The sequence below is a fragment of the Acinetobacter sp. 1000160 genome, from assembly GCF_000588715.1.
GTDB classification, from domain to species: Bacteria; Pseudomonadota; Gammaproteobacteria; order Pseudomonadales; family Moraxellaceae; genus Acinetobacter; species Acinetobacter courvalinii.
The window spans coordinates 389,936-415,993 of sequence record NZ_JFWP02000001.1; the positions used below are offsets into that span (position 1 = coordinate 389,936).

Annotated in this window: 23 protein-coding genes; 7 read left to right on the top strand and 16 right to left on the bottom strand. The window is 43.7% G+C overall.

What is annotated here, in order from left to right:
* Positions 1-232: 232 nt before the first annotated feature.
* Positions 233-466: a DUF2171 domain-containing protein gene (locus tag J699_RS16430; protein ID WP_005230470.1), complete on the top strand. Its 234-nt coding sequence runs from the start codon at positions 233-235 to the stop codon at positions 464-466.
* A 109-nt stretch (positions 467-575) separates the two neighbouring features.
* Here J699_RS16430 and J699_RS16425 read toward each other — a convergent pair whose 3' ends face one another.
* Together J699_RS16425 and J699_RS16420 are read right to left on the bottom strand one after the other, a co-directional pair.
* Positions 576-1,508 carry a lauroyl acyltransferase gene (locus J699_RS16425; protein WP_032869690.1) on the bottom strand — a complete coding sequence of 311 codons (933 nt, stop codon included), beginning with the start codon at positions 1,506-1,508 and terminating at the stop codon, positions 576-578.
* 398 nt (positions 1,509-1,906) lie between these two features.
* The gene (locus J699_RS16420; protein WP_032869687.1) at positions 1,907-3,082 is read right to left on the bottom strand and encodes a benzoate/H(+) symporter BenE family transporter; all 1,176 of its coding nucleotides are present in this window, start codon (positions 3,080-3,082) and stop codon (positions 1,907-1,909) included.
* 94 nt (positions 3,083-3,176) lie between these two features.
* Between J699_RS16420 and J699_RS16415 the strand changes: the two genes are divergently transcribed.
* A complete protein-coding gene (locus J699_RS16415) occupies positions 3,177-3,746 on the top strand; it encodes a helix-turn-helix domain-containing protein (RefSeq protein WP_032869685.1) in 570 nt (189 codons plus the stop codon).
* 29 nt (positions 3,747-3,775) lie between these two features.
* Here the strand turns inward: J699_RS16415 and J699_RS16410 are convergent, their stop codons facing one another.
* Entirely contained in the window at positions 3,776-4,450 is a 675-nt protein-coding gene (locus J699_RS16410) for a YjjG family noncanonical pyrimidine nucleotidase (protein WP_032869682.1), read from the bottom strand.
* Positions 4,451-4,626: 176 nt separating this feature from the next.
* Positions 4,627-5,883: a 3-(3-hydroxy-phenyl)propionate transporter MhpT gene (gene mhpT, locus J699_RS16405; RefSeq protein WP_032869681.1), complete on the bottom strand. Its 1,257-nt coding sequence runs from the start codon at positions 5,881-5,883 to the stop codon at positions 4,627-4,629.
* A 163-nt stretch (positions 5,884-6,046) separates the two neighbouring features.
* Between mhpT and J699_RS16400 the strand changes: the two genes are divergently transcribed.
* Positions 6,047-6,481 carry a hypothetical protein gene (locus J699_RS16400; protein ID WP_032869679.1) on the top strand — a complete coding sequence of 145 codons (435 nt, stop codon included), beginning with the start codon at positions 6,047-6,049 and terminating at the stop codon, positions 6,479-6,481.
* Positions 6,482-6,566: 85 nt separating this feature from the next.
* Here J699_RS16400 and J699_RS16395 read toward each other — a convergent pair whose 3' ends face one another.
* The 10 genes from J699_RS16395 to J699_RS16350 all read right to left on the bottom strand — a co-directional run bounded on the left by J699_RS16395 (position 6,567) and on the right by J699_RS16350 (position 19,537).
* Entirely contained in the window at positions 6,567-7,016 is a 450-nt protein-coding gene (locus J699_RS16395) for a YbaN family protein (protein ID WP_032869674.1), read from the bottom strand.
* A 25-nt stretch (positions 7,017-7,041) separates the two neighbouring features.
* The gene (locus J699_RS16390) at positions 7,042-7,641 is read right to left on the bottom strand and encodes a biliverdin-producing heme oxygenase (RefSeq protein WP_104021875.1); all 600 of its coding nucleotides are present in this window, start codon (positions 7,639-7,641) and stop codon (positions 7,042-7,044) included.
* Between the two features lie 32 nt (positions 7,642-7,673).
* Complete coding sequence (locus J699_RS16385; RefSeq protein ID WP_032869670.1) at positions 7,674-8,588, bottom strand: energy transducer TonB; 915 nt, start codon at positions 8,586-8,588, stop codon at positions 7,674-7,676.
* 9 nt (positions 8,589-8,597) lie between these two features.
* Complete coding sequence (locus tag J699_RS16380) at positions 8,598-10,088, bottom strand: surface lipoprotein assembly modifier (protein WP_032869668.1); 1,491 nt, start codon at positions 10,086-10,088, stop codon at positions 8,598-8,600.
* Between the two features lie 77 nt (positions 10,089-10,165).
* A complete protein-coding gene (locus tag J699_RS16375) occupies positions 10,166-10,957 on the bottom strand; it encodes a Slam-dependent surface lipoprotein (protein ID WP_032882686.1) in 792 nt (263 codons plus the stop codon).
* A 188-nt stretch (positions 10,958-11,145) separates the two neighbouring features.
* Positions 11,146-14,307, bottom strand: a complete 3,162-nt coding sequence (locus tag J699_RS16370) for a TonB-dependent receptor (RefSeq protein WP_318533238.1) — start codon at positions 14,305-14,307, stop codon at positions 11,146-11,148.
* A gap of 196 nt (positions 14,308-14,503) precedes the next feature.
* Entirely contained in the window at positions 14,504-15,514 is a 1,011-nt protein-coding gene (locus J699_RS16365; RefSeq protein WP_032869662.1) for a FecR family protein, read from the bottom strand.
* On the bottom strand, positions 15,515-16,033 hold the full coding sequence (locus tag J699_RS16360) for a sigma-70 family RNA polymerase sigma factor (RefSeq protein ID WP_032872596.1): 519 nt from the start codon (positions 16,031-16,033) through the stop codon (positions 15,515-15,517).
* Between the two features lie 296 nt (positions 16,034-16,329).
* Positions 16,330-18,738: a TonB-dependent hemoglobin/transferrin/lactoferrin family receptor gene (locus tag J699_RS16355; RefSeq protein ID WP_416202124.1), complete on the bottom strand. Its 2,409-nt coding sequence runs from the start codon at positions 18,736-18,738 to the stop codon at positions 16,330-16,332.
* A 106-nt stretch (positions 18,739-18,844) separates the two neighbouring features.
* Positions 18,845-19,537 carry a type 1 glutamine amidotransferase domain-containing protein gene (locus J699_RS16350; RefSeq protein WP_032882687.1) on the bottom strand — a complete coding sequence of 231 codons (693 nt, stop codon included), beginning with the start codon at positions 19,535-19,537 and terminating at the stop codon, positions 18,845-18,847.
* A gap of 89 nt (positions 19,538-19,626) precedes the next feature.
* Between J699_RS16350 and J699_RS16345 the strand changes: the two genes are divergently transcribed.
* The 3 genes from J699_RS16345 (at position 19,627) to J699_RS16335 (ending at position 22,174) form a co-directional block, all read left to right on the top strand.
* Positions 19,627-20,046, top strand: coding sequence for a MerR family transcriptional regulator (locus J699_RS16345; protein ID WP_005285892.1), 420 nt, complete (start codon positions 19,627-19,629; stop codon positions 20,044-20,046).
* Positions 20,047-20,151: 105 nt separating this feature from the next.
* Complete coding sequence (locus J699_RS16340; RefSeq protein WP_032869775.1) at positions 20,152-20,955, top strand: type 1 glutamine amidotransferase domain-containing protein; 804 nt, start codon at positions 20,152-20,154, stop codon at positions 20,953-20,955.
* A gap of 181 nt (positions 20,956-21,136) precedes the next feature.
* Positions 21,137-22,174 carry an acetoacetate decarboxylase gene (locus J699_RS16335; RefSeq protein ID WP_032869658.1) on the top strand — a complete coding sequence of 346 codons (1,038 nt, stop codon included), beginning with the start codon at positions 21,137-21,139 and terminating at the stop codon, positions 22,172-22,174.
* A gap of 309 nt (positions 22,175-22,483) precedes the next feature.
* Here the strand turns inward: J699_RS16335 and J699_RS16330 are convergent, their stop codons facing one another.
* Entirely contained in the window at positions 22,484-23,722 is a 1,239-nt protein-coding gene (locus J699_RS16330) for an NADH:flavin oxidoreductase/NADH oxidase family protein (RefSeq protein WP_032869655.1), read from the bottom strand.
* A 173-nt stretch (positions 23,723-23,895) separates the two neighbouring features.
* Positions 23,896-24,726 (bottom strand): alpha/beta fold hydrolase, encoded by an 831-nt coding sequence (locus tag J699_RS16325; protein WP_032869652.1) that lies wholly within the window; start codon positions 24,724-24,726, stop codon positions 23,896-23,898.
* A gap of 427 nt (positions 24,727-25,153) precedes the next feature.
* Here J699_RS16325 and J699_RS16320 point away from each other — a divergent pair, with 427 nt between their 5' ends.
* Entirely contained in the window at positions 25,154-26,050 is an 897-nt protein-coding gene (locus J699_RS16320; RefSeq protein WP_032869647.1) for a hypothetical protein, read from the top strand.
* Positions 26,051-26,058: the final 8 nt, after the last annotated feature.

A 26,058-nucleotide genomic window follows, 5' to 3' on the forward strand; every position in this document is an offset into this window, starting at 1 on the left:
TAAAAGTAAATGAAAAGTTACGTTTATTTAAATAGATGAATTGTAATAAAAAGATAATTCTTCATTAGTATTGCACTATTTATTTCGTTTTGTTTCATTGTTAACTAAAAGGTAGGTTTAGGTGAAACTATAAAACCATCCTGTAAGGTTTATTTAAAACCCAACAATTACCCGAAAATATGCAGTAGCTTAGTGACTACCGTGTTGTGATACTTATAGAAGAGGTTTAGAAATGAGTACTTTAAATATTCAAGATATTAAAAAACATTCTGATGTAATTGCGTCTTGTGGCACCAAAGTGGGAACAGTTGACCATCTCGAGGGTGACAGCCAACTTAAATTGACGCGTGATGAAAACGATCAGCATCACCTGATCCCGACAGCCTGGATTGGTGAAGTCAAAGATGACAAAGTCATTCTGATTAAAAACTCTGAAGAAGTTAAGCAGCAGTGGCAAGCAATATAAGCCACTCGATGATCTAAAGTATTTGAGTGTGCTTATAAAAAACCGACCGCCATAATAGGGTGGTCGGTTTTTTATTGTTGATATCAATAATAAATTAGAGAAGACCCGATTATGAATATAGCGCAGCCTCGCCTAATGCTCTGGTTTTAAATCTTCGGTGAAACCACATATACTGGGTCGGATACATGCTGATCTGGTTTTCAATAATCAGATTCACTTTGGTGGCATCGGCAACTTCATCCCGACTCGGAAAATTTTCTAAGCGAGGTTCAAGTAAAATGTGATATTGAGGATTACGAATATCACCTTTTCGATAGAAAAATAAAGGAATCGCGGGGACTTTGGAAATATTCATCAGACGGCGATGCGCCGTTACGGTCGCGGCCTGAACATTAAAGAATGGTGCCATTACGCCTTGTTTTAGACCGAAATCCTGATCTGGGCTATACCAGATTGCCCGTCCCTGTTTCAGATTGCCAATCAAACCTTTCATATCATTTTTGGAGATTTGATTTTTATAAATGGTGGCACGTGAGCGGCTGATCAGCATATCTAACAAAGGATTGTTTTGTGGACGATACACCACATCAAGTTCGAAGAAACAACTGCTGACATAACCTCCTGCATCCAGCAAGGTGGTGTGCGAACCCAATAACAGAATACCGGTCTCTCGTGCTTGTGAAATGTGCTCCAAGCCATGAATATGAATGCGGTTTCGATACCACTTCGGGCTGTACCAGGCATTCAGGGCCTCAAACAAGCCGATCATCATATTGAAAAACACCTGCTTCGCTTCAGCTTCTCTTTGTTGCTGACTTTTTTCAGGAAAGCAGAGCTCGAAATTTCTTAAGGTGGTTTTTCGTCTGGATTTTAAAACTTTCCAGGCCAGTTTTGATAAAGCCTCAGCGAGTCGCCATTGTACCGCCCAAGGTAATATTGCAAATAACATTAAAATAGTCAGGCAAATCCATATCGCCCAGTATCGCGGTAATAAAAATGACCAATAAAACCGGCCTGTTTCATACTTCTGCTTTAAATCCATTTGAACGCATTTCTTAAGAAAAACTAAACAGCCTAACATATAAAAAACTTTTATGTCGGACTGCTGCTACAAATACAACAATTCAGTTGCTTTAATTTATATATGTACTGAGAAATGATATGTAAATATCAATAAAATATTGATTGTATGAAATAAAATAAATTAAGCAAGATGGTATGCATAATTAAATTATTGTGTGAAGCAAGTCTTATTTAAGCTTTTTATATTTTAAATTATGATAATCGAGTTCATTTTTCCTAGCGGTATTTTTTATAAAATTTAAAAAAATTCTATAACTCTATCCTCACCTATTCAAACTGAGATTACATAGTAAAAAAGCGATTATATTCAATTAATAATCGCTTTTTATATAACTTATCTTGAAACAATATCCGATATTAGCGGGCAGGTTTCACCAAAATCTGATAGGCCAGAATCCCGCCGACCAAGCCCCAAAAAGCTGAACCAATCCCTAGTAAGGTGATACCTGATGCTGTGAGAAGAAAACAGATCATCGCTGCATCGCGGCCCTGTTCGTCTACTAATGATTGATGCAGGCTGTTCATCAAGGTCGTCAATAATGCCAGTCCAGCCAGAATATGGATTAATACGCTTGGTAAGCCATTAAACAATATAAAAATGGCGCCGCCAAAAATTCCGGCGATTAAGTAGAAAATACCTGCCCAAGTCGATGCAATATAACGTTTTGCCGGATTAGGATGAACATCGGGTGCCATACAAAGTGCTGCGGTAATGGCTGCAATACAGATACTAAAACCACCCCACGGCGCCAAAATAATCGCGGTTAGAGAGGTACAGACCAGCAACATAGAGGTTTTAGGTGTATAACCACTGGCCTGCAAGATCGCAATACCTGGTGCATTTTGCGATGCCAGCGAAACAATAAAAAAAGGAATCCCGACACCAATCAGCGTGGTCATGGTGAACTGAGGCTGGACGAAGGTGGGTAGCGTGAACACATTACCGGTCTGGGTAAAATGCAGGTCTCCGCTGATCCCTGCCACAACAATGCCTGTAATCAGCGTTGCAATAATGGCATAGAGTGGAAACCAGCGTCGGGTCAATACAAACGCCGCCAGCATGGCAAGACACAGGGTGAAATTGACCTGTAAGGCTTCGAATGTACTTAAACCAAAACGTAACAGGATGCCTGCCAGCATGGCGGAAGCAATCGAGCGTGGAATATAGTTCATCAGCTTGGCAAAAATACCTGTCGCGCCACATAACAGCATCAGACCTGAAGCAAAGATAAACACACCCACCACTTCATTAATACTGACTCCAGTCAGGCTGGTGGCAAGCAAGGCAATCCCGGGTGTCGACCACGCTGTTAAAATCGGAGTACGATAATAAAGTGACAATCCGATACTGGTGATGCCCATGCCGATGCCCAGCATCATCAGCCAGCTTCCTGTTTGCGAAGCATCCAGTCCCGCCCTTTCCAGCGCCTGCAAAATAATGGCCAAAGAGCTGGCATAGCCGACCAGCACTGCCACAAGCCCGGTCATAATCATGGCTGGTGAGGAAGACCTAAAAAATGCTAAGTTACGCATAGGAAATACTTTACTGACGAATGAAGGTAGAGTGACTAAAGTATCATCGTCTGTTATAACGGACAATCATTTTTATTCAAGAAGACGTCTATTTATGCAAGATATTCCACCCAATGTTGCTGAGGCTTTAAAAAGCTTGAGAACCGAGCGCGGTTTGAGTTTAAGCCAAACTGCTGAATTGACCGGTGTCAGTAAAGCAATGCTCGGTCAAATCGAGCTGGGCAAGTCGAGTCCGACGGTAGCAACGCTCTGGAAAATCGCGACCGGCTTCAATGTTGCATTTTCGACTTTTCTTGAAGGTGGACAATCTCAAACAGCACCGGAAATCCATCATTTCAGAGACTTGCCTGTTTTTGAACAGGATCATTCAGGCATGCGGGTCAGTCCCCTGATTGCTTTTGATGAGCAACTTCGTATGGATGTGCTAAAGATTGAATTACTGCCCGGCGCAAGCAGTGAATCCAGCCCGCATGAAGCAGGCGTGATTGAACATATTATTGTGTTTGCTGGGGTATTGCAGCTACAGCTTGAAGGGATTAATCACACGGTGGCAGCTGGAGAATCGATCCGCTTTCACGCCGATATTCCACATACCTATGCCAATACGGGTGAGCAGAGTGTGATCATGCACAATATTATTCACTATCCACACCCTGCTCCTTGAACCTTGAACAACAATGGCAAGTTTTTGTTTTATAGAATCTGAGTCAGGTCGGACAGATGTTGAATGGTATACGTGATATTCAGATCCTGTTCATTCTTGATTTGTTTGGGATTGTACCAGCAGGTTGGAATTTCACATGAAGAGGCACCCTTGATATCTGCTTCAAGACTGTCGCCAATAAAAAGAATTTCTTCTTTGGCGATTTTACTTCTGGCTAAACAGGTCTGGAAAAAACGCTGATCAGGTTTTTCATAACCGACATCATCAGATACATACAGATCAGAGAAATGTGGCAATAAACCGGCCAAGTGTAAACGTGCCTTTTGTTGATGCAAAATGCTATTTGAGGCGGCGAAGAGTTTATATTTTTGGCTCAAATATTGAATTGCTTCTGCTGCACCCTCTTCAAGGGTATGTTCTTTGGCCAGATTGCCTTGAAAGGTATCGCGAAAATGATCGTGATTAATATCCACTTTCAAAGCAGTAAATAGTTGTTTAAAGCGGTTATTAATTACGTCCTGTACCGTAATTTCACCTAACTTCTGTCTTTCCCATAAAAGATGGTTAATGTGTTTATAGGTGCTATAGGTCAGATCATCATGATGTAAATTAAATTCTCCGAAAGATTTTACAAATGCCGAGCGATTGGCCACGCTAAAATTCAGCAAGGTATCATCAATATCAAAGAAAATCGCCTTATACATCCTACTCTTCCTATCGGTTCATCCTAAAATCGGCATTATTTTATTATACCGATACGCCAAAACACAATGTAATGCCACATTATCGAGGGACTGCACTTAAGCGGGCTAAAAAATAAAAAAGGAAATAGCATGGCTATTCCCTGATATTGCGGTGATAACAAAGTCTAAAAATCAAATCACGGGGTCACGACCTTGAGTGCGTCTTTGTCTTCGGTTGCATGTGTCGGTTTACCAAGTAAGATCAGTGCCGAGATGGCAGCCAATAAAATCATCGGAATACTTGAGGCAATCACCACAATTTCACTTTGTCCGGTTCCCAATAAATAGCCCGCCACTAATGGGCCGGAAAAGGCACCGATCCGGCCAATCGCAACAGCAGCACCGACGCCGGTTCCCCGCATTTCTGTTGGATAATACTTGGCTGCCAAAGTATATAAAATCGACTGGCAACCAATCACAAACATACCGCATCCACTGGCGAATAAGGTAAAGCTAAACGCACTATTGGAATAAGCCAGTCCGATCAGTGAAATCAGAATGCCGGTATAGACACCTGCAACAATCAGGAATTTATTTAACCGGTCCAGCATAAAGCCCAAAATCAGGATGCCAATCGAACCGCCCAGATTAAAGCCAATCTGGATATAACTGGCTTGTTCTTTATTCAGACCTAATCCAGAAATGAGAGTTGGTAACCAGTTCTGGAATAGCGCTAATACCAGAAGCGTACCGAAGAAACTCAACCATAAACTGGACGTAATCAGTATACGGGGTTTTGCAAATAAGACCGTCATCAAACTTGGGCGTGTTGCCGGGCTATTTGCTGTTTTATTCAGATAGGCTTTCGATTCAGGTAAAAAGAAAATCAGAACAGGGACAAGTAATAAAGGTGCGATGCCACCGAAATAAAAGATATGCCGCCATTCATGATCTGCAGTCAGCGATAAAGCGACTACGGAAGTGAGCACTCCACCAATCGGCATACCACAATACATGGCACTCACTGCTGTGGCCTTATATTTTTCACTCACCGCCTCGGACACCATGGTAATCACAATCGGCAATGCTCCACCCATACCTAATCCGGTCAGAAATCTCACCAGAAGCAAACTGTTCAGTTGTTGGGTAAAAGGTGTCAGTAATGACATCAGGCCAAAAATCAGAATACAGCTAATGAATACTTTCTTACGCCCAATTGAATCGGCCAGTCTTCCTGCAAGCATGGCGCCAGGTAGAGTACCAAGCACCGCTGCACTAAACACCCAGCCCATCTCGGTACTGCTCAGTAACATTTCTGCTTTCATTCTGGGTGCGGCAACGCCCATCGACTGCAAATCAAAGCCTTCGATAATGGCAAACAGAAAACAAAGTATTAAAGTGATCACTGCTGCTTTTTTTGAGGAATGCAACGTAGCGTGCGTATCCTTGAACATGTCCATATTCCTTATGATTATTCGATTTTTTAATCTCTTGTATATTATCCTGAGTTGACATATTTTGAGAGAAAGCGAAAAAAGACTAGCAGAGCAAATGGCGTTACGCAATATGTATTAAAATTATGCAATACGTAACCTTGAGGGGATCGAGGGTGTTTGATTGAAATATAAGACAAAGACCATACTCTATGCGCTTTTATTGGCGCCGATTCCTCTATTAGTGTTTATGGCCTTGCTGTTTATCTTGCTGAATAGTGAATTTAAACCTTATTCGCTATTTATGATTTTGGTTGGACATTTTCTGGTTTATCTCGCCTATTGCATTTTAACCGTTCCTTTTTCCTTGTTATTGTCACTCGGCTTAAACCACTATCGGTGCCTGAATTTTTTTACGATTTGTCTGAGTGCATTATTGATTGCAGCCCCTTTGTTTATTGTTCTGGAATGGAGCCATACCGGCCAACTGCCAAAACAATGGGGCGTGCTCTATGATGATATCTTTGCGTTCTTTATCGCCTTGATCCCCGCAGTGTGCTACTGGTTGATATTAATTAATCTGAAACCGAATCACTCGGTAAACGAGTTGGAGCGATAAAATTGTGTCGAAGCAGTTAAATGCGGAGTCCCCTGAGCCAGATGTTATTTCCTCAGGCCAGATAGAACATTTGGATAATACCGGATTAGCGACCATGATCCCTGCCCCACATCCAGATCAACACCGCAGCCATACAGGCAATTAAAGGATAGACCAGCCACGGATGTGGAATGGTCCAGAGCATGATGACTGCAGCAATGCTCATACTCACGGTTGACATGTATTTTGCTTTTTTGGGAATGCGGCGGTTGTGTTGCCATTCTTTGAGCATAGGCCCGATAAAGCGGTGATTAAGAAACCATTGATGCAGTTTTTCTGAGCCTCTGGCGGCAAAGAAAACGGCCAATAATATAAAATCAACCGTCGGCAGACCTGGAATAAAAATTCCAAGTATGCCGAGTGCAATACATAACCAGGCCAGACAGATAAAGAGTAATCGCCACCAGACCGAGCGTGCTAATTTGCTTGCCGGCTGTGAGGGTTGTGGCACAACCTTGCTATTCACATCATGATTCATGCGATCAATATTCTCCATACCTGCTCATCCTTAAGTCACATGCTTATTTCAATTCGTCCAGCTGGTTTAAGGCCTTTCCAAAATAGCCAAATGCATCCAAAGCACCTTGCACCACGCGATCCTGTAATGCCGGGTCAAAATCTACATCATCGAGTGCCTGAACAAAACGTTTCCAAACCTTGGCACGTCCTTCTGGATAAGCAGCCAGATTACGGGCAGCAAAGGTTTCAGAGAAGCCTAAGCGTTTTTGCGCTTCTTTAAATAAGAAAGCGGCGCCCAAGGTTGACCCTTCCGAGACATAAATCCAGCCTAAGGCTTCAGGTAATTTGACGGCTGCACTTTGTAGCGCTTGTCCTGCCGGTTGAATACCCAAGTCCTGCAAATCTTCGAAAGCCTGTAAAGAACGACCACGAATACCGAGATCTGGAATAAGTCCAGCCACACCTTCCTGTTCAAAAAGATGTTCAATTTCCTGCTGGAAATAGTATTGTGACAAGGTGAATTGCGCATATTTTTCCTTATTGGCAAATACATCGGCCTGCGCCATCAGGCGATGCATCCGTTCATGCTCTGCTGCCGTTTCTTGCTTTAAACGCTGCGAAAGACTATTGGCGACCATTGGTTCTGTGACTGCGTTCATGATCATTCTCCTGAAGAAAGAATATTGCTCATCGGTTAACGATCCCGACTGAGTTTAAGTTGCACTGGAAAATCGACGACAATAGCCACTGCTCGGCCATTGACTGTGTAGGGTTTGAATCTGGACTGACGGGCTGCGTTTAGAACGCGCTGATCTAAACTGGCAATACCTGAACTTTGTTTTAACTGAATATCGATTGGCTGCCCGTTTTCATTGATGTGTAAGCGTAACTCCAGCATGCGGGTTTGTAGTCTCAGTTCCCGATCGTCGTAGGCAAATTTGCCAAAACTGAGAACCTCGACATGATTGACTTGCATAGGTGCATCACGTTCAACCTGGCTGTCAGGTGCCCGGCTAAGCTGCTGTTGTGCTGCAGGCGCTTTTACGCCAGCAGAGAGCTCGTGCTTTTCTCCCGCATCTGCTTGAGGTATTTGCTGATGTGAATTAACGGCAGTAGAGGATGGTTCAGTCTGTAAATGTGATTTCGCCGTTTTATTTTCTACAGTTTGAACAGCAAGCGGTTGTGTTGGTGGGGATGCGTCAGCATGTTGTTGTTTATTCAGTTGTTTGTTGGACACGCTATGCGAAGCATTATGACTGACCAGAATCTTCTGCTCGTTGCTGTCCTGTTTATGTAGGCCAGGACTGCTAGATTGTGGTTTTACATGTTGCGCTGCTGGTGGTTGAGCATGCGCAATTTGAGCCGATGTATGAGGCGACTCTTGTTCTGCCGGTGACAAGGAGACAAAGTGCACCTTGAGCGCATTCACTTTGGGTGAAGTTGCCAAGCTATAAGGTTCAATAAAATGGCTGAGAAACCATATGGCTAGAAGATGCAGCGCAATGACTAGCAAGCTAATGACTGATTTAGGGTATGAATGAATCAAAACAGCTCTGGAGGCGAATGTTGAATTCCATGCATAAGAGAGTGACTGGGATTTTTGTTTCATCACGCTCTCCTAAAAACGATGTTCCAGCTTTAAGCTGATATTGTGTTTATCGTAGGAATAGAGCCAGTCGACATTACTGTCATTATGGTTGTAGCGATAGGTCAAATTCGGCGTCATACCATAAAACTTAAACCGTGGCATTTGTACAACCAGGGTATAGTTCTGTTCAAAATCATGGCGACGTGCAGCAAAGGTCTCGACGTAGCGGTCAAACTGCCGCCAGCGGTATGAGGTTAATAGCGTGGTATTCAAACCTGCTTTCCAGGATTTGCTCAGTCCTAGACGGATGCCTTGTTGCTGATAAGCCGCCATATATTTTTCCTGGGTGTCATGATCCAGTACATCCAGTCCGCTAAAAAGTGTCCATTGCTGCGGTAGAATTTTCCAGAATGTAAACATTGCCGAGCTTTCTTTACCATCTAGGTTTTTATACTTTTGATAGTCCAGATCCTTGATTTCAGCTTCAAGCTTGAAGGCTTTGTCTGGTGCTAGAAATCGCATCCATTCAGTACGTGCCCCCCATGCATTGTATAAACCATCATTGGCATAACGTTTGTGCTCAAATAGCGGTGCAATGGTGATTTGATTTTTTAAATCAAAAAAACTATAGCCTGCATTGATATTCAGGGTGGATTCGTTATAGAGCGCATGATCAGCATAGGATTGCCCAAATGCTAAACCGCGTAAGGAAATGCCATGATTGCCCGAAAGCGAAAAGCGCTTGATTAGACTGGCCTCATAGTCAATCCCTGTTGCTGATGCTGCTTTGGGGCTGCCGCGGGTAATTTCCTGAATTGGAGTCGCCTTGCCCTTGTCATCAATGCCATACAACGTCCATGTTTTGCTTTGTTCCGAAGAACTATTCAGATTTGTGGCATAGGATGGGCCAATTGCGACACTGCCTTGCCACGAATCTCGCTGATCAAGTGCTTTGACGAACAGATCAATCGTTTGTTGCACTTCTGGTGGGATCATTGCACCATTGCTCTGCCCTAGCTTGTCCTGAATCGATGTAAAAAGGCGTGCTGCTTGTTTATTCTTCTGCTGTTCAAACAGCACGCGCGCTAACTCGAGTTCACAAATCAGATTATTGGGTTGTTGATTAAGACTGCTTTGAAATTTTTGTTCGGCTAATTTGAGCTTTCCCTGAGCGCGCGCCAAGGCCGCTTCGGCAAAATCGGTTAAAGCCTGATCATAGCCTTGATACTGCTGATAGTGTTTTAAGTAAATCGCAGCATTGCCCCATTGCTTTTGCATGACCGCCAGATATAGCGCTTTGGCCAGATCATCCGGATTTTGTTCTACCGCGTAAATTTGGCCATTAATACGGATACTGGGCAGTTTCTCGGTGTCACGAATGGTGCCTTGTTGTTGTAATTGATGCTGTTGCTGGAACAGATTCTGATCCAGACTTTGATTAAGGCGGAGTTGTGTCTCATCATCGGCATAGAGTGATGAAGCAGCCAGTAAAATCACACAGCACAGCAATGTTTTTTTCATAACAACCGTAAAAAAGAAAAGCATGAGTCCTTAAACAAGAAAAAGGAATCTACAGCTGTAGATTCCTCTTGCCACCATTAGTTTTTCGCACCGCCAAATGCCGTGTTATAAGACACATTGTCAAATTTCGCGATACCCGCTAAAGCAGCCGCATTTGCGCCAAAGAAATGTCCCTGAACAGCTCCGGAATCATTTAAGCCGGCGGTACCATTTGCAATTGCAAAACCGCTAAATGCAGCCGAACCCGGATTAAAGGTCACGCCATCCAGTGTTAAGTTTGAAACGCTAGTACCGGTTCCGGTTAATGATCCTTCGAGCGTGCCTGCACCGAAGTTTGCAGTGAAATTACCAGTTAACAGATTGGCTACCGAGCCATTAATCCCTGCAACGGTATAGGTTGCCGTCCCTGCGGTAGGTACTGTGGTATTGGTATTGTCACCTGCGTAATAAACCGTATGGCTTGCGCTGGCAGGCGTATCACCTGCTTTCCACCATTCACCGAAATAAACTTCCTGTGTGCCGACCTGGCCAAAGTTAAAATTACCTAAAGCGCTATGTGAAGGCGGCATTGCAGAGACAGGAATGTGAGAGATATTAAAGCTCTTGCTACCCACAGTTACATTGCTATTGCTGGTTCCTTGTGCAGCAAATGCCTGCGCTAGACCTTTGAGTGAACTAAAACCGGTGAATGCATTATAAGGTGCACCTGCCGCCTCTACTGAAACGGCAGCTGTTCCACCGCTATGACTGGCATTTGCTGCCGCACCGACTTTGATATTTGCTTCATTGCTTGAAGCGCCTTCAATTGCTGCATGGCTGAATACCGCAGAACATGCAACCAGAGCGATGAACAGTTGAGAGATTTTCATTTATTGTTACTCCATTTTTCTAAAGCTAAGTTATTGTTTCAATAAAGATAACGATTTCGTTATCCATGTAGTTGTATGCGCAGTTGGATTGATCACTACGCCTTGATTTTGTAAATAATAATCATTCAACTCTATTATTTACGCTTATCTAATTCCCGCTGATTTAAAAGAGGAAATTAAATTCGGTGTTAAAACTTGGTGGTCCAGCTGACTTTCAAAGTACGGCCGGGTGCGGCCATGGCACTTCGCGTTAATGGATCGATATAGAACTGGTTGGAAAGATTGTTGCCCACAAATTCAACCGTGTTATAGGTATCGATTTGATAGCGTGCATAAGCATCAAAAAGCCAGGTATCATCCCAGGCCAACGGGACATTGAGGTAATAGCCTTTGTTGATCCCTGCATCATTATTTTTACGCAGCGGACTTTCATAGCCTTTGTAGAAGGTTGCACGCGCACCCAACTCTAATCTCTCATCGAGAAAACGTGCGCCCAACAACGCATGGGCACTCAGCTCGGGAGTCGACATGGTAACCAGATAGCCATTCGGAAAACCATCATCGACACAACGTTTATAGGCATCACGGAACTGCATCCCCTGATCCGTTTGCACCGTGCCGCTATTAATCATTTTATCGATGGCACTATTGCTGTCACAGACTTGATTCTTCAGGTTATAAGCCAAGCTCAGATCGGTGAAGAAAGCGCCATTATCAAAACGGCTTTGCAGTTCTAGCCCGGAAAGTTTTTGCTCATCCATATTGGTGAAAATCAGGTTCTGATTGCGCTCGATCACGTTTTTGGTTTTATTGTAGTAATACGCCAGTTTGAGATCGGCATTTCGTGCTGAACTCAACCAGTCACGCATGTCGTAGACATATCCCACTTCATAATTAAACGCATGTTCGGGTTTGATCGCTTGATAAGGCATCAGAGCGGAAAAGCCAACCGTGCTTTCAAACAGGCTAGGTAAACGGTACTCTTCTGCATAACGGACATAGAGCCGGTTATTGTCAGTTAAATGCAGGGAGGCGCCAAGCTGAGGTGCCCAGCCACTGTCTTTTACTTTTTGCGCCATTTCAATCGGAACCTGTTCAATCACTGCCGGGCTTAAGTTGCCACTGCCAGTAATCACATATTTTTGACCTAAGGCATTCAGCCGTTCTAATACATTATCGGCCAAATTTAGCTGACCGTTGTCATCTGCTTTCCAGGTAAGCGTATTTTTCTGTGACCAGATCAGGTTATATAATGTACTTTCTGAAGCAGGAACCGTTTCCAGTTTGCCATCCCAGTCTGGATTTCTGCTGGCATAACGTTGAGTGAACCGGTCCAGCATGCGTTGCTGCTGAGCGCTATAACTTTCAGGCATGGTCTGATATTCAAAACTGTATTCCTTGAGCTTGCTTTTCTTGGTAAATAATGGATTTAAGGCCGGATCAACCCCCTCTCGCAGGGATTTATTCAAGAAGTCATCAAAAGCCCAGTAGGAGCGATAACGCATCCCTGCATCAAAACTTAACCATGAAGCGGGACGATAGTTAAAATTAAAATCAAAGGTCTTTTCTTCACGGCGGCCTGCACGCGGTAAGGCTTGATATAAGGAATAGCTTGGGCCATATTCACCGTAAATATCATCAGAACTGAGTTTTTCTTTTAAGAAACTTCCACCCAGTGTTAAATCAAGTTGTTGGGACAATCTGGCTTTGTTACTGATCGTGATGCCCTGACGTCGGTTATCAGAATGACTAATCGCGGTATTGATAATGCGGTTGTCTCGAAAATCAATCGTGGTTGGCCAGCCACCGCGTGTATAGGTCTGGCTTTCGGTATCGGTCTGCCAGATATTGGCATAGAAATCGACCCACTGAATATTTTCAGGTTTAAACTTATATTCCAGACTATAGGCTTTAGAACGAATATTGCTGAGTGGCCATTGCGGTACACCTATATCAGGCGTTAGCCCCCATTCAATCCGTGACGGCATGATTTCACCAAATCTATTTTTGGTGTCTCGATAGGTCAGTTTCAGTGCCTGATCATCAGTTGGGCGATAGTTGGCTTTGAATAACCACGATTCCATTTGGCTTGAGGTATTCGGTACTTCATCGCCCGGTTTGTATGAATGTGCAAAATAAGGAATAAAATCAAGGCTATTACTCGGTTCTGCCCGTTTATAATAGGCTGCCCCATGTGTACCTGAAAAATAGTTGCCACGTTCGCGTACTGCATAAACTGCCAATAAATCAAATTTGTCCTGCTTCATTGCCAGTGCCAGTCGGCCCGCGAGATCATCGCCAGAGAAGTTAGAATTATCATTTCTGCTGCGGTTCTTTTTATAGATATCCGGATCGTACTTTTTCCCGTTTACATCGTTCCACGGCGTCGTATCATCATAATTTTTGCCGACTTTGCTCATGTCCGGAAGCGATGGGTCGATTGAGTTGCTTGAGCCTTCAACTTTGAGCTCGGCACCAAATGTTTTACCGGGGCGAACGATATCATCCGCTTCCAGGGTTTTGACCACCACACCGCCACCGACTGAGGTCGTGGTATTACGTTCTAAGGACGGGCCTTTAATTACTTCAATGCCTGCGATCAGGTTGGGATCGATATAATTTCGGTTATTTACGCCATTATAGCCACGCCATACCGCAATTGACTGTTCCGTTCCATCAATGGTCAAAGGTACCCGACCCACGCCTTGCACACCACGCACACTCGGGTCCAGTGCGCCGCTATTTCGGGCATCGCCACTATAAACACCGACCATCCCTTGTAATACATCAGCAGGATTGGTGCCTTTGAAGCGCTCAATATAGTCTTTGCCTGCATAGACTGAAGAGCGGTTGGCATCATACACCCTGTTACTGCCCTGAGTATCACGATTTTCCTGACCAAAGACTACAAGCGGAGTCAAGCGAACGGCTACTTCATCATTCTGAATCTGCTGAGAAGTTGTATTATTGATTAATGTCGTTGTGGGCGCAGTGATACGATGGGTATTTTGAGTCGTGTTAGGCGCCAGCGTATAGCCTTGGCCGACTTTTAGGGCATGAAATGTTGAAGAGGCTAAAATGTGTTGAAAGCCTTGTTCCAGCGCAAAGCTACCTTTTAAACCCGAACTGCTTTGTCCTTTTAACTGTTGCGCATCAATGGCAATTGAGGTACCGGATTGTTCTGCAAACTGGTTCAATACATTGGCCAGGGATCCTGCCGGAATATCGTAGGTCTTTATATCCGCAGTTTCCGCATAGGCGTGTTGTAAAGGCAACGTTAAACTACCTATACACACCGTATGTATTGCAAATGCGAGTGTTGAAAATCGAAATAAGTTCCGATTTTGCATTTTCCCTTTTCCAGTGTTGTTCATTGTACCGCCCCGGTAAATCGAAATAAGAATCATTTAATATGTTTGAATAAAATGATCCAAATGAATTGCTTCTACTTACTATGACGAACAGCTTTGAAAAAAGTGGAACCTGAATTTAAAAAAAAATTTAATTTTTTTGAACATAAATAGATAAATGCCCGCCATATTACGGTCATTGGGTATTTTTTGTGGTAACGACAACCAGATAAGGCGTAATTTGATACACCTCTATCACTGGAAAAACGCTTGCCAATAATTTGAGTGAATCATGGGTCTGGTCCAAAGGCAAAACGGCATTGACTTGAATCTTATGTAATGCCGCTGAGTTAAATAGGATTTTGCCCTTATAGTTTTGATCCAGTTGTTTTAACACCTGATCAAGCGGCAAATTTTCTACCATCAGCTGATGTTTCTGCCATTTTTGTTGTTCATTATAAATATTGACTGTGGACAGTGCTTGTATGCCGTGTTGATTCAGACTTACAGCCTGGCCTGCGTTGACAATGACGGAGGGTTGGGAATACCCATTGGCCGCATGTACCCGTACCTGGGAATGTAACATTTTTAACTGCGTCGCTTCAGTTGAGTAGTCCACGCTGAACGCCGTACCTAGCGCCTGAATCTGGCCATGCGGCGTTTTGACAATCAATGGCCGGTGCGGATCTTTGGCTACATCGATATAGATCTGCCCTTGTACTAATTCGATCACACGTTGCTTGCCCTGAAAATTGACGTTGACGGCGCTCTTTCCACGTAAAATCAGACGAGAACCATCTGCCAAGGTTTGATCGGTCCATTGGGCCGTATCTCCTTGAATATCTGCCGTCAAATAAGCCACAGAATAATTCGTTAAAAATAACATTCCACAACTGAACGCAAATAAGGCAAGCGAAAAAGCACTTCCTGCACGCAGATATTTATAGGTTTTGCTAGAGCCCAACCCTGCCTTAAGCGCAGATTTAACCAGCTTTTTATCAGGGATGGCTTGAGATACGATCTGAATCGAATGGATGCATTGCTCAATATCTGCGGCTACTTTCTGATGATGCTGACTGCGCTGTTTCCATTGGTTAAACTTCAATTGAGCATGATGACGTGTCGATTCGTCATCTGAGCTGAGTTGCACAATCCATAGTGCCGCTTCTTCTACCAGTTGACGCTGATCAGGTTGATCTATCGCCATTTATACCGCATCCATAAGTAGTCGTGCCTGATAGCACTGGACCAGACAGCTTGCCAGATACTTTTGGATCATTTTGCTTGATACACCCAGTTGCTGTGCGGTTTCCTTATGGGTGTAGCCTTCCAGATAGTGCAGAATAAACGCCTGTTGGGCTTTGGCAGACACCCCTTCCAGTGCCTTGCACAGTTGTTCAAGCGCCTGAATAATCTGCATCTGGTCTTCTGGTGAAGCAACGGCGTCCAGCATGTATTCCATCTGGCTTAAACCATCCAGATATGCTTGCTCGATACGCTTGCGGCGCACCTGATCAATCAGTAAGTTCTTGGCAATAGAGGTTAGATAGGCACGCGGTTCTTTGATCCCTAAAAGTTCATCACGGGTCTGTAGAAGTTTAATAAATGTATCCTGAACCAGATCAGCCGCTTGCTCGGTATTGCCCAGTTTTTGCCTCAACCATTGGTGAAGCCAGCCACGATGGTTTTTATATAATTCATCTATAAGCAGCGGGGTTCTGTTCACAATGATCTGACTCAAACAATGCATATTTAAATGATAATAATTATCATTAACAAAAGTCAAGGTGGATTGAAGCTTTCTCTGATTTTTATGTTAAATACATGATATATTGATTGAAATATCGACAAAAACTAAAATTACTAGTGAATTTTAAAAGAGTAAAAATCTTGTCTATTGGTTATTTAATGGTTTTAAGCCGGCAACCACTTCATCTGATTTATACAGCGCCACATGCTGGTTGAAGCGCTGTACGGTTGAGTGATGCATTCAGCTTTAATGAATTTACTCTACAGAGAAGGTTAAAATTTCTGGGAAATACTGAATTTATAATCCCGGCCTGTGCCAGTCATATATTCACCCAGATACATCTTGTAGTCTCGATTAAACAGGTTATCAATCGATATATTTAAGGTAGGCCCTTTTGTCCCGATCGGTTGCCAGTCCACATAGACACCATGCAATGAATAACCTTTGGTTTTCGGCAGCGAAAATGAAGAGGCAGCGATAGATTTGTCATTGTCCGAAAGACTACGGTCTTGTGCCGCCACAAAAATCCCGCGCCAGCCCATCGTTAGGTGATGCTCTGGCACATTCACGCCCAAAGTTGCTGTGGCTTTTCGCGGTGGAATATCGGTCATCCAGGTTTTCTGGTCAAACCATGGGTTGACTGGGGAGTTATCTCGTTGCCCGCGAATATAAGAATAGGTTAATCCGGTAAACCACATGGGCTGGTTATAGAAAAGCTCGGCCTCATAGACTTTGATCGTATAATCATTCACATTACGATAAAAACCATGAGGATATTTTCCATTGCAGTCATTGATGCTGCCATTGCCGCCGTTGGCATTGTTTTCAGCTTGTGCTTTGCAGAAGGTGGAACGGTTACGGAAGATTTCATCAGATCCACGATTACGATGATAGGTCAGGCGAACTTGTAAATGGTCATCTTCGGCAAATACATCATCGAAGTTCATTTCATTGCCTAAGCGAAGCGCGAACATTTTTTCAGGCGATAAATAACGACTGGTTGAAGGTACAGAGGTGATCGCGGATTGCACATAATATTGTTCATCGACACGGGGCGCACGCCAGGTTTTACTGATATTGGCAAACCAGGTCAGATAATCGGCCTGCTTCCAAGCCAGTGCTAAACGCGGCGACCAGCCAGTGTAGGTTTTGCTTGAATAATCATGTCCCGCTTCAGGGTCGTTATAGCGTGACGCACGGTTCGGTTTACCCGTGTTGGTAATATGGTCGTAGCGAATAGAAGGCGTAATGGTGACATTATTGATCTGATATTGGTCCTCCACAAAGGCACTCAGCATCTGCTGATCCCCAGCCGGCATATAATTTGGCTCATAATAACCAAAATTATAATCTGGCTTTTTCGAGTTGGTTTTATCGTAAATCAGGGAGTTCTGCTCCATTTTCTGATATTGCGCACCGACTTTTAATTTATGTGTGCCATAGTCAGTATCAAAATCACTGATATTACTGAGTTTAAAAGCCGTGTTGGTATAAGTGACCCAGCTTTCATTGCCCAAGGTTGCAGCTGATCCATTCACACTCGGTAAGCGCTGGTCATGTTGATCTGTCTTGGAATACGAAGCCGTGGCTTTAAAGTTCACATAAGGATTGGATGCCGGATTGAACTCATAGCCGATGGAATAGCTGCTATCTTTCTGGTCACGGTAAACCAGGCGGCGTTTCCATGCCTCTTCATAGCCATATTTCTTAATATCGGCTTCGGTTGGTACTGCATCCTGATCACGCATGGCAGCAAAAGGTTCCCAGCCATCATGCCCGCTTTGCATGGCATTGAAAGTGATTTTCTGACTGTCGCTTGGATGGAAATTCAGCTTGGCCAGATAGGTGTTTTGTTCTTGGGCGGAGTATAAAAATTTTGTGCCGTCTGGGCGGGTCACATTGCCACTATCACGATTGGTGTAATAAAACATGCCATCGACCAGGCCATTGTTGCTTTGAGCATAAACCGCACTGGTATAAGTATTTTGCTGGTTATTGGAAAAACGCGAATACTTTAAAAATGCACCGACCTGCTGATCATCTTTCAGTAAATCCGTTGCATCTTTGGTTTCTAGTGTTACTTTACCGCCAAAACCACCATTACCGACTTCAACATTATGCGGCCCTTTATCGACCGTAATTTTCTTTAAAATTTCGGGTTCAATAAACACTGAGCCCTGCCGATATTTATCAAAACTTTTAACCGAGTCATCCAGGGTAATCGGAATATCCTCGACACCGCCCATCCCTAAAATATTAATGGTCTGCCCACCTGGTCTTGGAGAACCCGCAGATCCTACACTGGGCATATGATCCAGCAATTGTGCGACATTATTGGCTTGATAACGGTCAATAGCTTTCTGGTTTAATACACTCTGACCAAACTGGAGGGTATCGTCTTTTTCGGCCTGTACCACGATCGGTGTCATCTGATAAATCTGGTTCTGGGCATTACTTTGGGCCGAACTCTGAAGTGATTTATTTGATAATGACGTTGTGCTTTCGGCATGGCCTAACGGCTGCACTGCAACGCTTTGGCCCGCATTTAAATTCATGGATAACGCTATCGCAGTTGCCAACAACAACGGTTTACAGACCATACCCTGTGTAAGTGGCTGATTCAGATGTGATTCACCAAGAATTGCACTGTGTTTCTTGGTGAAATTAAGGGAGTGTGTCATTCAATTATAAAACTTTACCTAATTGATAATAATTATCGTTTACATTTGTAATTTTGTAAACAAAATCATGTTATTTTTCTATCAATTAATCTGCTTATCCGCTCATTTAAGCTTTTTCTAATGCTTCAATGATGGCTAAAGCAGTCACACGTGCTGAAAAAGGATTCTGCCCCGTAATCAGCTTGCCATGCTGAACCACATTTGGCATAAACGGAATCAGTTTCTTTTCATATTTCGCGCCACGTTGTTTAGCAAGTTGTTCGGCATTATAGGGCACTTTTTTCGCCACCCCTGCCAGTACTTCTTCACACCAGGCAAAACCGGTCAGTTTTTTACCCGCAATCAGATATTGTCCATTTGCAAGCTGAACATTGAGCAATCCACAATAACCATGACAGACACTGGCAACGATGCCACCATGCTCATAAATATTGCTGGTGATCTGTTGCAGTTCAGGATTGTCTAAAAAATCCCACATCACGCCGTGCCCACCGGTGTAATAGATCACATCGTAATCTTGCCAGTTGATCTCAGCAGGTTTTTTGGTGGTTTCCAGCAACTGCATAAAGGCAGGATCATTTTTGCGCTTTAAGACAGATGCATCCGCGACGAAACGCTCCAGTGATTTGGGTTCAATTGGAGAGTGACCTCCCAAAGGGCTTACAATATCCTGAATATAACCCTGTTTCTCAAATTCATCGTAGGCATGGGTCACCCCCCGGAGCCATAAACCAGTGGGACGATCAACTGTTTCATATTGAGCAATATTGGTCACCACATGCAGGATACGTTTAGACATTTTTCACCTCAGCTTTTACATTATTTTTAGTCTTGCTTTTAGCCCACTATAAGTCTAAAGTTAGCTTTAATGTCAAGAGGAAATCAGTAATGAATATTAGCGAATTATCAAAACAAAGCGGTTTAAGTACGCCTACGATTCGTTACTATGAACAGATCAAACTGTTACCCAAGGCAAAACGTAAATCTAATGGCTATCGGGAATATAGTGAAAATGATCTGAAACAATTATTCCTGATCCAGCAAGCACAACAGGTTGGCTTTTCGCTGACAGAGATCAAGGCTTTTTTACCGTCGAATGTGACGACTTGGGATCACGATATCCTGATTGGTTTGCTGGAAAGTAAAATTAAGGATATTGAAGAATTAGAACAGAAACTGGCCATGAGTAAACTCAATCTTCATATGATGATTACAGCAATTAATAACAAGCCGGATGAAATTACCTGTGAAGAAAATGCACAGCGCCTGCTCAATCTTTATTATACCGCTGATAAAGCTGAAAAATAATCATCTTTTCTAATGGTTTTTGCTGAGCAACGGATAGGAAGCTATTGACCTTAAAGCCTACTTTAAGCATAGGATGATTGACAGGTGATTGATGAGGAACCTGTCATGTTGCAACGTTGGAATTTTCAAAAGTGGTGGATCAGCCTATTTATGCTGGTCTTTTCGGTTAACCCCGTCTTTGCTGGTGAACCTGGGCAAAATGTACACACCCCGTCCTTAGGCAAAATTCTGGTGGTGATGACCAACCACTCAGCTTACCCTACCCGTTCAGACCATACTGGCTTATGGCTAACCGAACTTACCCACTTTTATGACATTGCTCAAATGGCTGGTTATGACATGGATTTTGTCAGTCCGCAAGGTGGCGCAGTTCCACTGGATGAGCGTAGCTTAAAACCAATTTATCTGGATAAATCTGCCAAAGCTCATTTAGCCGATCCTAAGTTTATGCAACGTTTAAACACCACGCTTGCCCCGAAAGCGATTGATCCATCCCGCTATAAGGCCATTTATTATACTGGTGGTCACGGCACCATGTGGGATTTTCCAAACAATGAGGGCCTGAAAAAGATCAGTGAGCAGATTTACCAGCAAGGTGGCGTGGTCTCTGCTGTTTGTCATGGTGTAGGAGGCTTGCTGCCACTACAGGACAAAAATGGCAAAGCTTTGATTGCAGGCCGAAGCGTGACCGGATTTGCCAATATTGAAGAAACCCTTTCAGGGATCAAGTCCCAAGTCCCTTTTTCCTTAGAAAATGGATTGGTCCAGCGCGGTGCAGACTACAAGCGTGCCTGGGTTCCATTTACGTCTTATGTGGTTGAGGATGACCGCATTATTACCGGACAAAATCCACAGTCGAGTAAAGAAATTGCAGAAGCTGTGGTCAAACGTCTCGCTACTTTAAAATAAAATATCGCTTGAAAAGCCAGATTTTTGAATCTGGCTTTTTAACATCCCCCCTGTTCAGTGAACTGATATCTCCCTACTGATCCATTCTTCCCGTGCATGGCTTGCATAAAATCCTGCAAAAATGCTTGACCTTAAAGTGAACTTTAATCTTAGCATTTCAAATATGAACCGGAGGAATCTCATGAATTTTAATCATCGTTATTTAAATCGCTCTATCTCGGCGATAGCCGCAAGTGTGTTACTCAGCACTGCAACTTATGCCATTGAGCCGAAGCAACCTGCCAATACCACACAGGACACAGCGCAAACCACAGTGGTCGAATTTGGTCCGTACAAAGTCAATGTACCTAAAGGTGGTTATTACGATCGTTTTCGCATGAATCCGGATCTAGATGAAGTGGCAAAAGATCCAGCCGCTGGAAATATTGATTATTTCCGTACTATTCCTAAAAAGCTGGTGGAAACCCGTGTGGGGAAAGTCTGGTCACCGAATTTTTACTATCGGACCAGTAATGTGCAATTGTTGATGCTTGCCCCAATCGCAAAACTAAAAGCCAGGCTTCCTGCACCCCTTGAACCTTTGCAGCCTTTTCCTGGCTATGGTCTGGTTTCACTGACCTTCTTTTCTTATGCTGTGGGGGATGTTGATCCATACGATGAAGTTTCGGTTGCCATTGTGGTTCGTCAGCCCGGTGCACATCATTTCAATAGCACTGAACTATTGAGCTCAATGCGCAGCCATAAATACTATGGTCATGTACTGGCTTTACCTGTCGATACGGAAATAGCGCGTGTCCGTGGTGTCTATGGCTACCAGTTGCCCAAATGGCTGACACCGATTGACCTGAATATTGGCAGTCAAACACTGAAAGCCCAGATTTTTAATACCGATGGCACCCCAGATCTAAGCCTCAGCGCAGCTTTGCCAAAAATTAAAACAGTGAAGCCACAGTCAAGAATTGAAACCAAGACCATGTATCAACTGGTTGACGGGAAATGGCACAGCACCTCGGTCCAATCAAATACACTGGCATTTGGACAAAAGTTATTTCCAAAGGATGTGCAACTGGTGCGTAGCGGCGGCCCACTGACGAAGCTTCTGGATGATTTAGGTGCAGCGAAGATTTTACGTCTGGATGTGGTGAAAGATGCCCAATTGGCACTGAATATGCCAGTTGCTTATCCTGCACTGGATCAAGCCAGTCAGCATAAAAAATAAATGTATTCCATAACTGACACCCGCTTTCAGACTGAAAGCGGGTGTTTTTTTATTTGAGTTAAGCTAGTTATCGTTCTAAGCAGAAAACAAACTTGAGAATTACCATTTTAGTCCATGATTTTTCTTTAGTTTTAGGTCAAGCGAATCATCTTATACACGACAGCATAGGTTGTAGCGCACTTGCTTTGATCTCATTGTCTGCCTGTAGGGTGCAAAAAGAACCATAACTAAAAAAGCCAATGGCAGAGGGACTGTCATTGGCTTTAGCTTCAGGATGTAACCGATAAAAACATGTCCAAGCTGTATCTTTTAACAGGCTGCACTATAGTGACGCATCCGGTTTTTATAGAGACGGGTGCGGCGTGCCATCGCAGCTTGTTGCAGAATTAGTGCCCATGCTGGAGAAACTTTAGGATTCGGGCGTTTTCCAAGGCTGAGTTTACGCAACTGAAATTTTACTGTAGCCATATTGGCCAAAGACGCCAGCGTTTTGTTTTTCCAGTGGATAGGCTTTAATTCAGGTGCCGTGTTCTGCCCTTGCTGCCATTGATGAGGAAGATTCGGCTCGATAGCCAAAGCAGTGGCAATCCCGACCATATCCACGCCGCTTTCAATCACCTGTTCCGCCACCTGTATACGGCGAATTCCACCCGTGACCATCACGGGCATCTTGGCGACCTTACGAATCTCCTGTGCAAATTCCAGAAAATAGGCTTCACGGGCCAAAGTGCGGCCATCGCGTGCCTGACCTTGCATGGCTGGTGCTTCGTAGCTACCACCAGACAACTCGACCAGATCTACAGCCAGTTCATTTAGCATCTGCACCACTTGCTGCGCATCTTCGGCACTAAAACCACCACGCTGGAAATCTGCCGAATTGAGTTTTACTGCAACAGTAAAGGTATCAGCAACCACAGCGCGTACTGCTTTAACGATCTCGATCAGAATGCGTGCCCGATTTTCCAGAGAACCACCCCATTGATCCTGTCGTTTGTTGCTCAGGGGGGAAAGGAACTGGCTGAGCAGATAACCATGCGCTGCGTGAATTTCAACCCCGGTAAAGCCGGCTTTTTCACCCAGACGTGCGGTATTGGCAAAGCGGTCAATCACTTCCTGAATCATGGCCTGATTCATTTCAATCGGTGTATTAAAACGATCTGACATTTTGCCCAGATCTAATGCAACCGCCGAAGGTGCCCAAGTCTCCTGACCTAAATTGGATTGCATCTGACGCCCCGGATGATTGATCTGCAACCACACTTGTGCGCCTTTAGAACGACCGATTTGTGCCCAGCGTTTAAAGCTTTCCAGATGCTGTTGATCTTCCAGCACCACACCGCCAGGTCCGGTCATGGCACGGCGATCGACCATCACATTACCGGTAATGATTAAACCAACGCCGCCATCCGCCCAGGCCTGATATAAACGCATCAGTTCTTCCGACGGTGCATGATTTAAGTCTGCCATATTTTCTTCCATAGCAGCTTTGGCAATGCGGTTAGGGATCTCGGAACCATTCGGGAAAACCAGTTTTTCAAATACTTTCATTATTGTGACCTCATTGAGTATGGATTTACTTTAAGATTAAAGCTCACTTTAATGTCAAGAGGTTTATCAAATGGAATAAGATATTTTTTATAAATATTTTTAGATTCAGTTATTTAGATCATAAAAAATAGAGGCACGTAGGCCTCTATTTTAATTATGCTAAGTAAAATGGATTATTGACGAATAAATGCCAGTAAATCAGGATTAATCACATCCGCATTTACGGTGAGCATCCCATGTGAGAAACCTTTATACGTTTTTAACGTGCCGTTTTGCACTAGCTTGGCTGACAATGCGCCCGAATTTTCATAAGGAACCACCTGATCATCATCGCCATGCATCACCAGTACGGGCACTGAAATCTTTTTCAGATCTTCTGTAAAATCGGTCTGGGAAAAAGCCACAATGCCATCATAATGTGCTTTGGCACCCCCCATCATGCCTTGGCGCCACCAGTTCCAGATCACAGGCTCAGATGGTTTGGCATCAGGACGATTAAAACCATAGAAAGGACCGGCCGGCAAATCATAATAAAATTGCGATCGGTTCTTGAACAACTGGTTTTGCAAGTCATCAAACACTTCTTTCGGTAAGCCGTCAGGATTATTCGGCGTTTTCACCATAATCGGTGGTACAGCACTGACCAGCACGGCTTTGGCAACATTTTCTTCGCCATGACGCGCGATATAATGCGCCACTTCCCCGCCTCCGGTGGAATGTCCGATATGAATGGCATTCTTGATGCCAAGATGTTGCACGACTGCAGCGACATCATCGGCATAATGATCCATATCATGTCCATCCCAAACCTGACTGGAACGACCATGCCCACGACGATCATGTGCGACGACACGGAAACCTTCGTTTAAGAAAAAGAGTAACTGGGCATCCCAATCATCAGAACTGAGTGGCCAGCCATGATGGAAAAAGAGGACCTGTGCATCGCGTGGACCCCAATCCTTATAAAAAATCTCTACACCATCTTTTGTCGTAACGTACGCCATCTTTGTTTCTCCTGTGTAAGCTTTACACTGTCGAGTCATGATCTATGTTGTAATGCATGTCAGTAAAATCACATTATTTTTAAGACTATCCGCAGGGATAGTAACCCTATACTAAGATTAAAGTTCACTTTAAGGTCAACACTTTTTGTCCCATTCTGATCATAAAAATGTAATTTTATAAATCATAAATAAAAGATAATTTTTAACATTAATATTTGAAATAAAAAAATTTATTTAATTTTAAAAGTATTCAGCTGTCTGTTGTGTTTACATCAATTCAACCTATCCGATGCAGGTTTTTCTAAAACTGAAACTTTAGGGCTTGACATTAAAGTCGACTTTAATCTTATAGTGATTTCAGGTGAAAAGTGCTTTGGGTTCCAATATAGGCATTTTAAATGACTTGATCAATGAAAGGTTAACGAAGATGAACAGCAATAAACAGTTTACTGAAGTTGAATTTGGACAGCACAAGGTGAGCGTTCCTAAAGGCGGCTACTATGACCGTTTTAGAATGAATCCGGATCTGAATGAAGTTGCTCAGGATCCTGCTGCCGGAAATATCGATTTTTTTCGCAAGATTCCAAAACAGCTGGTGGAATCGAGAGTGGGTCCGGTCTGGGCACCGAATTTTTATTATCGTAGCAGCAACGTACAAGTTCTTATGTTAGCGCCGCTGCAACAGCTAAAGCAAAAGTTACCCTCTCCTTTGGAACCGTTACATGCCTTGCCAGGTTATGGATTGGTTGCACTCACCTTCTTCCATTATTCTGTTTGTGATAACGATCCTTATAACGAAGTTTCAGTTGCAATTGTAGTGCGTAAACCCAATGCACATGGGCCACATATTCTGGAGTTAGCAAACTCGATCCGTCAACGTCATTTCTATGCCCATGTATTGGCCCTGCCTGTTGATACCGAAATCGCCCGCGTGCGTGGTGTCTATGGCTATCAACTGCCGAAATGGCGTACCGAGATCAATGTCGAGATCGGCCCCGAACAAATTAATGCTAATCTGACCGACACTCACGGTAAGGTTGATCTCAGCCTGACTGCGGTGACACCGCCTTTAAAACCGGTGAAATCTGAATCCCGAATGACTGAAGCCACCATGCTACATCAGGTTGATGGCAAATGGCATCAGACACTGGTGCAATCCAATCCGCTCTCGTTTGCACAGCAGTTATTACCAGAAAAAGTCGAACTGATTCGTCATGGTGGACCTTTAAGCCAGTTACTGGATCAGCTGGGTGCCTCCAAGATTCTTCGTCTGGATGTGGTGGAAGATGCTCAGGTGGTACTGAATTTGCCAAAACCGCTTTAAATTTCAAA

Coding starts and splice junctions, on each gene's coding strand:
- J699_RS16430 (WP_005230470.1), top strand. CDS start 233: ATGAGTACTTTAAATATTCAAGATATTAAAAAACATTCTGATGTAATT.
- mhpT (WP_032869681.1), bottom strand. CDS start 5,883: ATGTTCAAGGATACGCACGCTACGTTGCATTCCTCAAAAAAAGCAGCA.
- J699_RS16325 (WP_032869652.1), bottom strand. CDS start 24,726: ATGGCGTACGTTACGACAAAAGATGGTGTAGAGATTTTTTATAAGGAT.
- J699_RS16320 (WP_032869647.1), top strand. CDS start 25,154: ATGAACAGCAATAAACAGTTTACTGAAGTTGAATTTGGACAGCACAAG.
- J699_RS16350 (WP_032882687.1), bottom strand. CDS start 19,537: ATGTCTAAACGTATCCTGCATGTGGTGACCAATATTGCTCAATATGAA.
- J699_RS16415 (WP_032869685.1), top strand. CDS start 3,177: ATGCAAGATATTCCACCCAATGTTGCTGAGGCTTTAAAAAGCTTGAGA.
- J699_RS16365 (WP_032869662.1), bottom strand. CDS start 15,514: ATGGCGATAGATCAACCTGATCAGCGTCAACTGGTAGAAGAAGCGGCA.
- J699_RS16335 (WP_032869658.1), top strand. CDS start 21,137: ATGAATTTTAATCATCGTTATTTAAATCGCTCTATCTCGGCGATAGCC.
- J699_RS16340 (WP_032869775.1), top strand. CDS start 20,152: ATGTTGCAACGTTGGAATTTTCAAAAGTGGTGGATCAGCCTATTTATG.
- J699_RS16330 (WP_032869655.1), bottom strand. CDS start 23,722: ATGAAAGTATTTGAAAAACTGGTTTTCCCGAATGGTTCCGAGATCCCT.
- J699_RS16395 (WP_032869674.1), bottom strand. CDS start 7,016: ATGGAGAATATTGATCGCATGAATCATGATGTGAATAGCAAGGTTGTG.
- J699_RS16420 (WP_032869687.1), bottom strand. CDS start 3,082: ATGCGTAACTTAGCATTTTTTAGGTCTTCCTCACCAGCCATGATTATG.
- J699_RS16410 (WP_032869682.1), bottom strand. CDS start 4,450: ATGTATAAGGCGATTTTCTTTGATATTGATGATACCTTGCTGAATTTT.
- J699_RS16385 (WP_032869670.1), bottom strand. CDS start 8,588: ATGAAACAAAAATCCCAGTCACTCTCTTATGCATGGAATTCAACATTC.
- J699_RS16345 (WP_005285892.1), top strand. CDS start 19,627: ATGAATATTAGCGAATTATCAAAACAAAGCGGTTTAAGTACGCCTACG.
- J699_RS16425 (WP_032869690.1), bottom strand. CDS start 1,508: ATGGATTTAAAGCAGAAGTATGAAACAGGCCGGTTTTATTGGTCATTT.
- J699_RS16380 (WP_032869668.1), bottom strand. CDS start 10,088: ATGAAAAAAACATTGCTGTGCTGTGTGATTTTACTGGCTGCTTCATCA.
- J699_RS16375 (WP_032882686.1), bottom strand. CDS start 10,957: ATGAAAATCTCTCAACTGTTCATCGCTCTGGTTGCATGTTCTGCGGTA.
- J699_RS16355 (WP_416202124.1), bottom strand. CDS start 18,738: ATGACACACTCCCTTAATTTCACCAAGAAACACAGTGCAATTCTTGGT.
- J699_RS16370 (WP_318533238.1), bottom strand. CDS start 14,307: ATGCAAAATCGGAACTTATTTCGATTTTCAACACTCGCATTTGCAATA.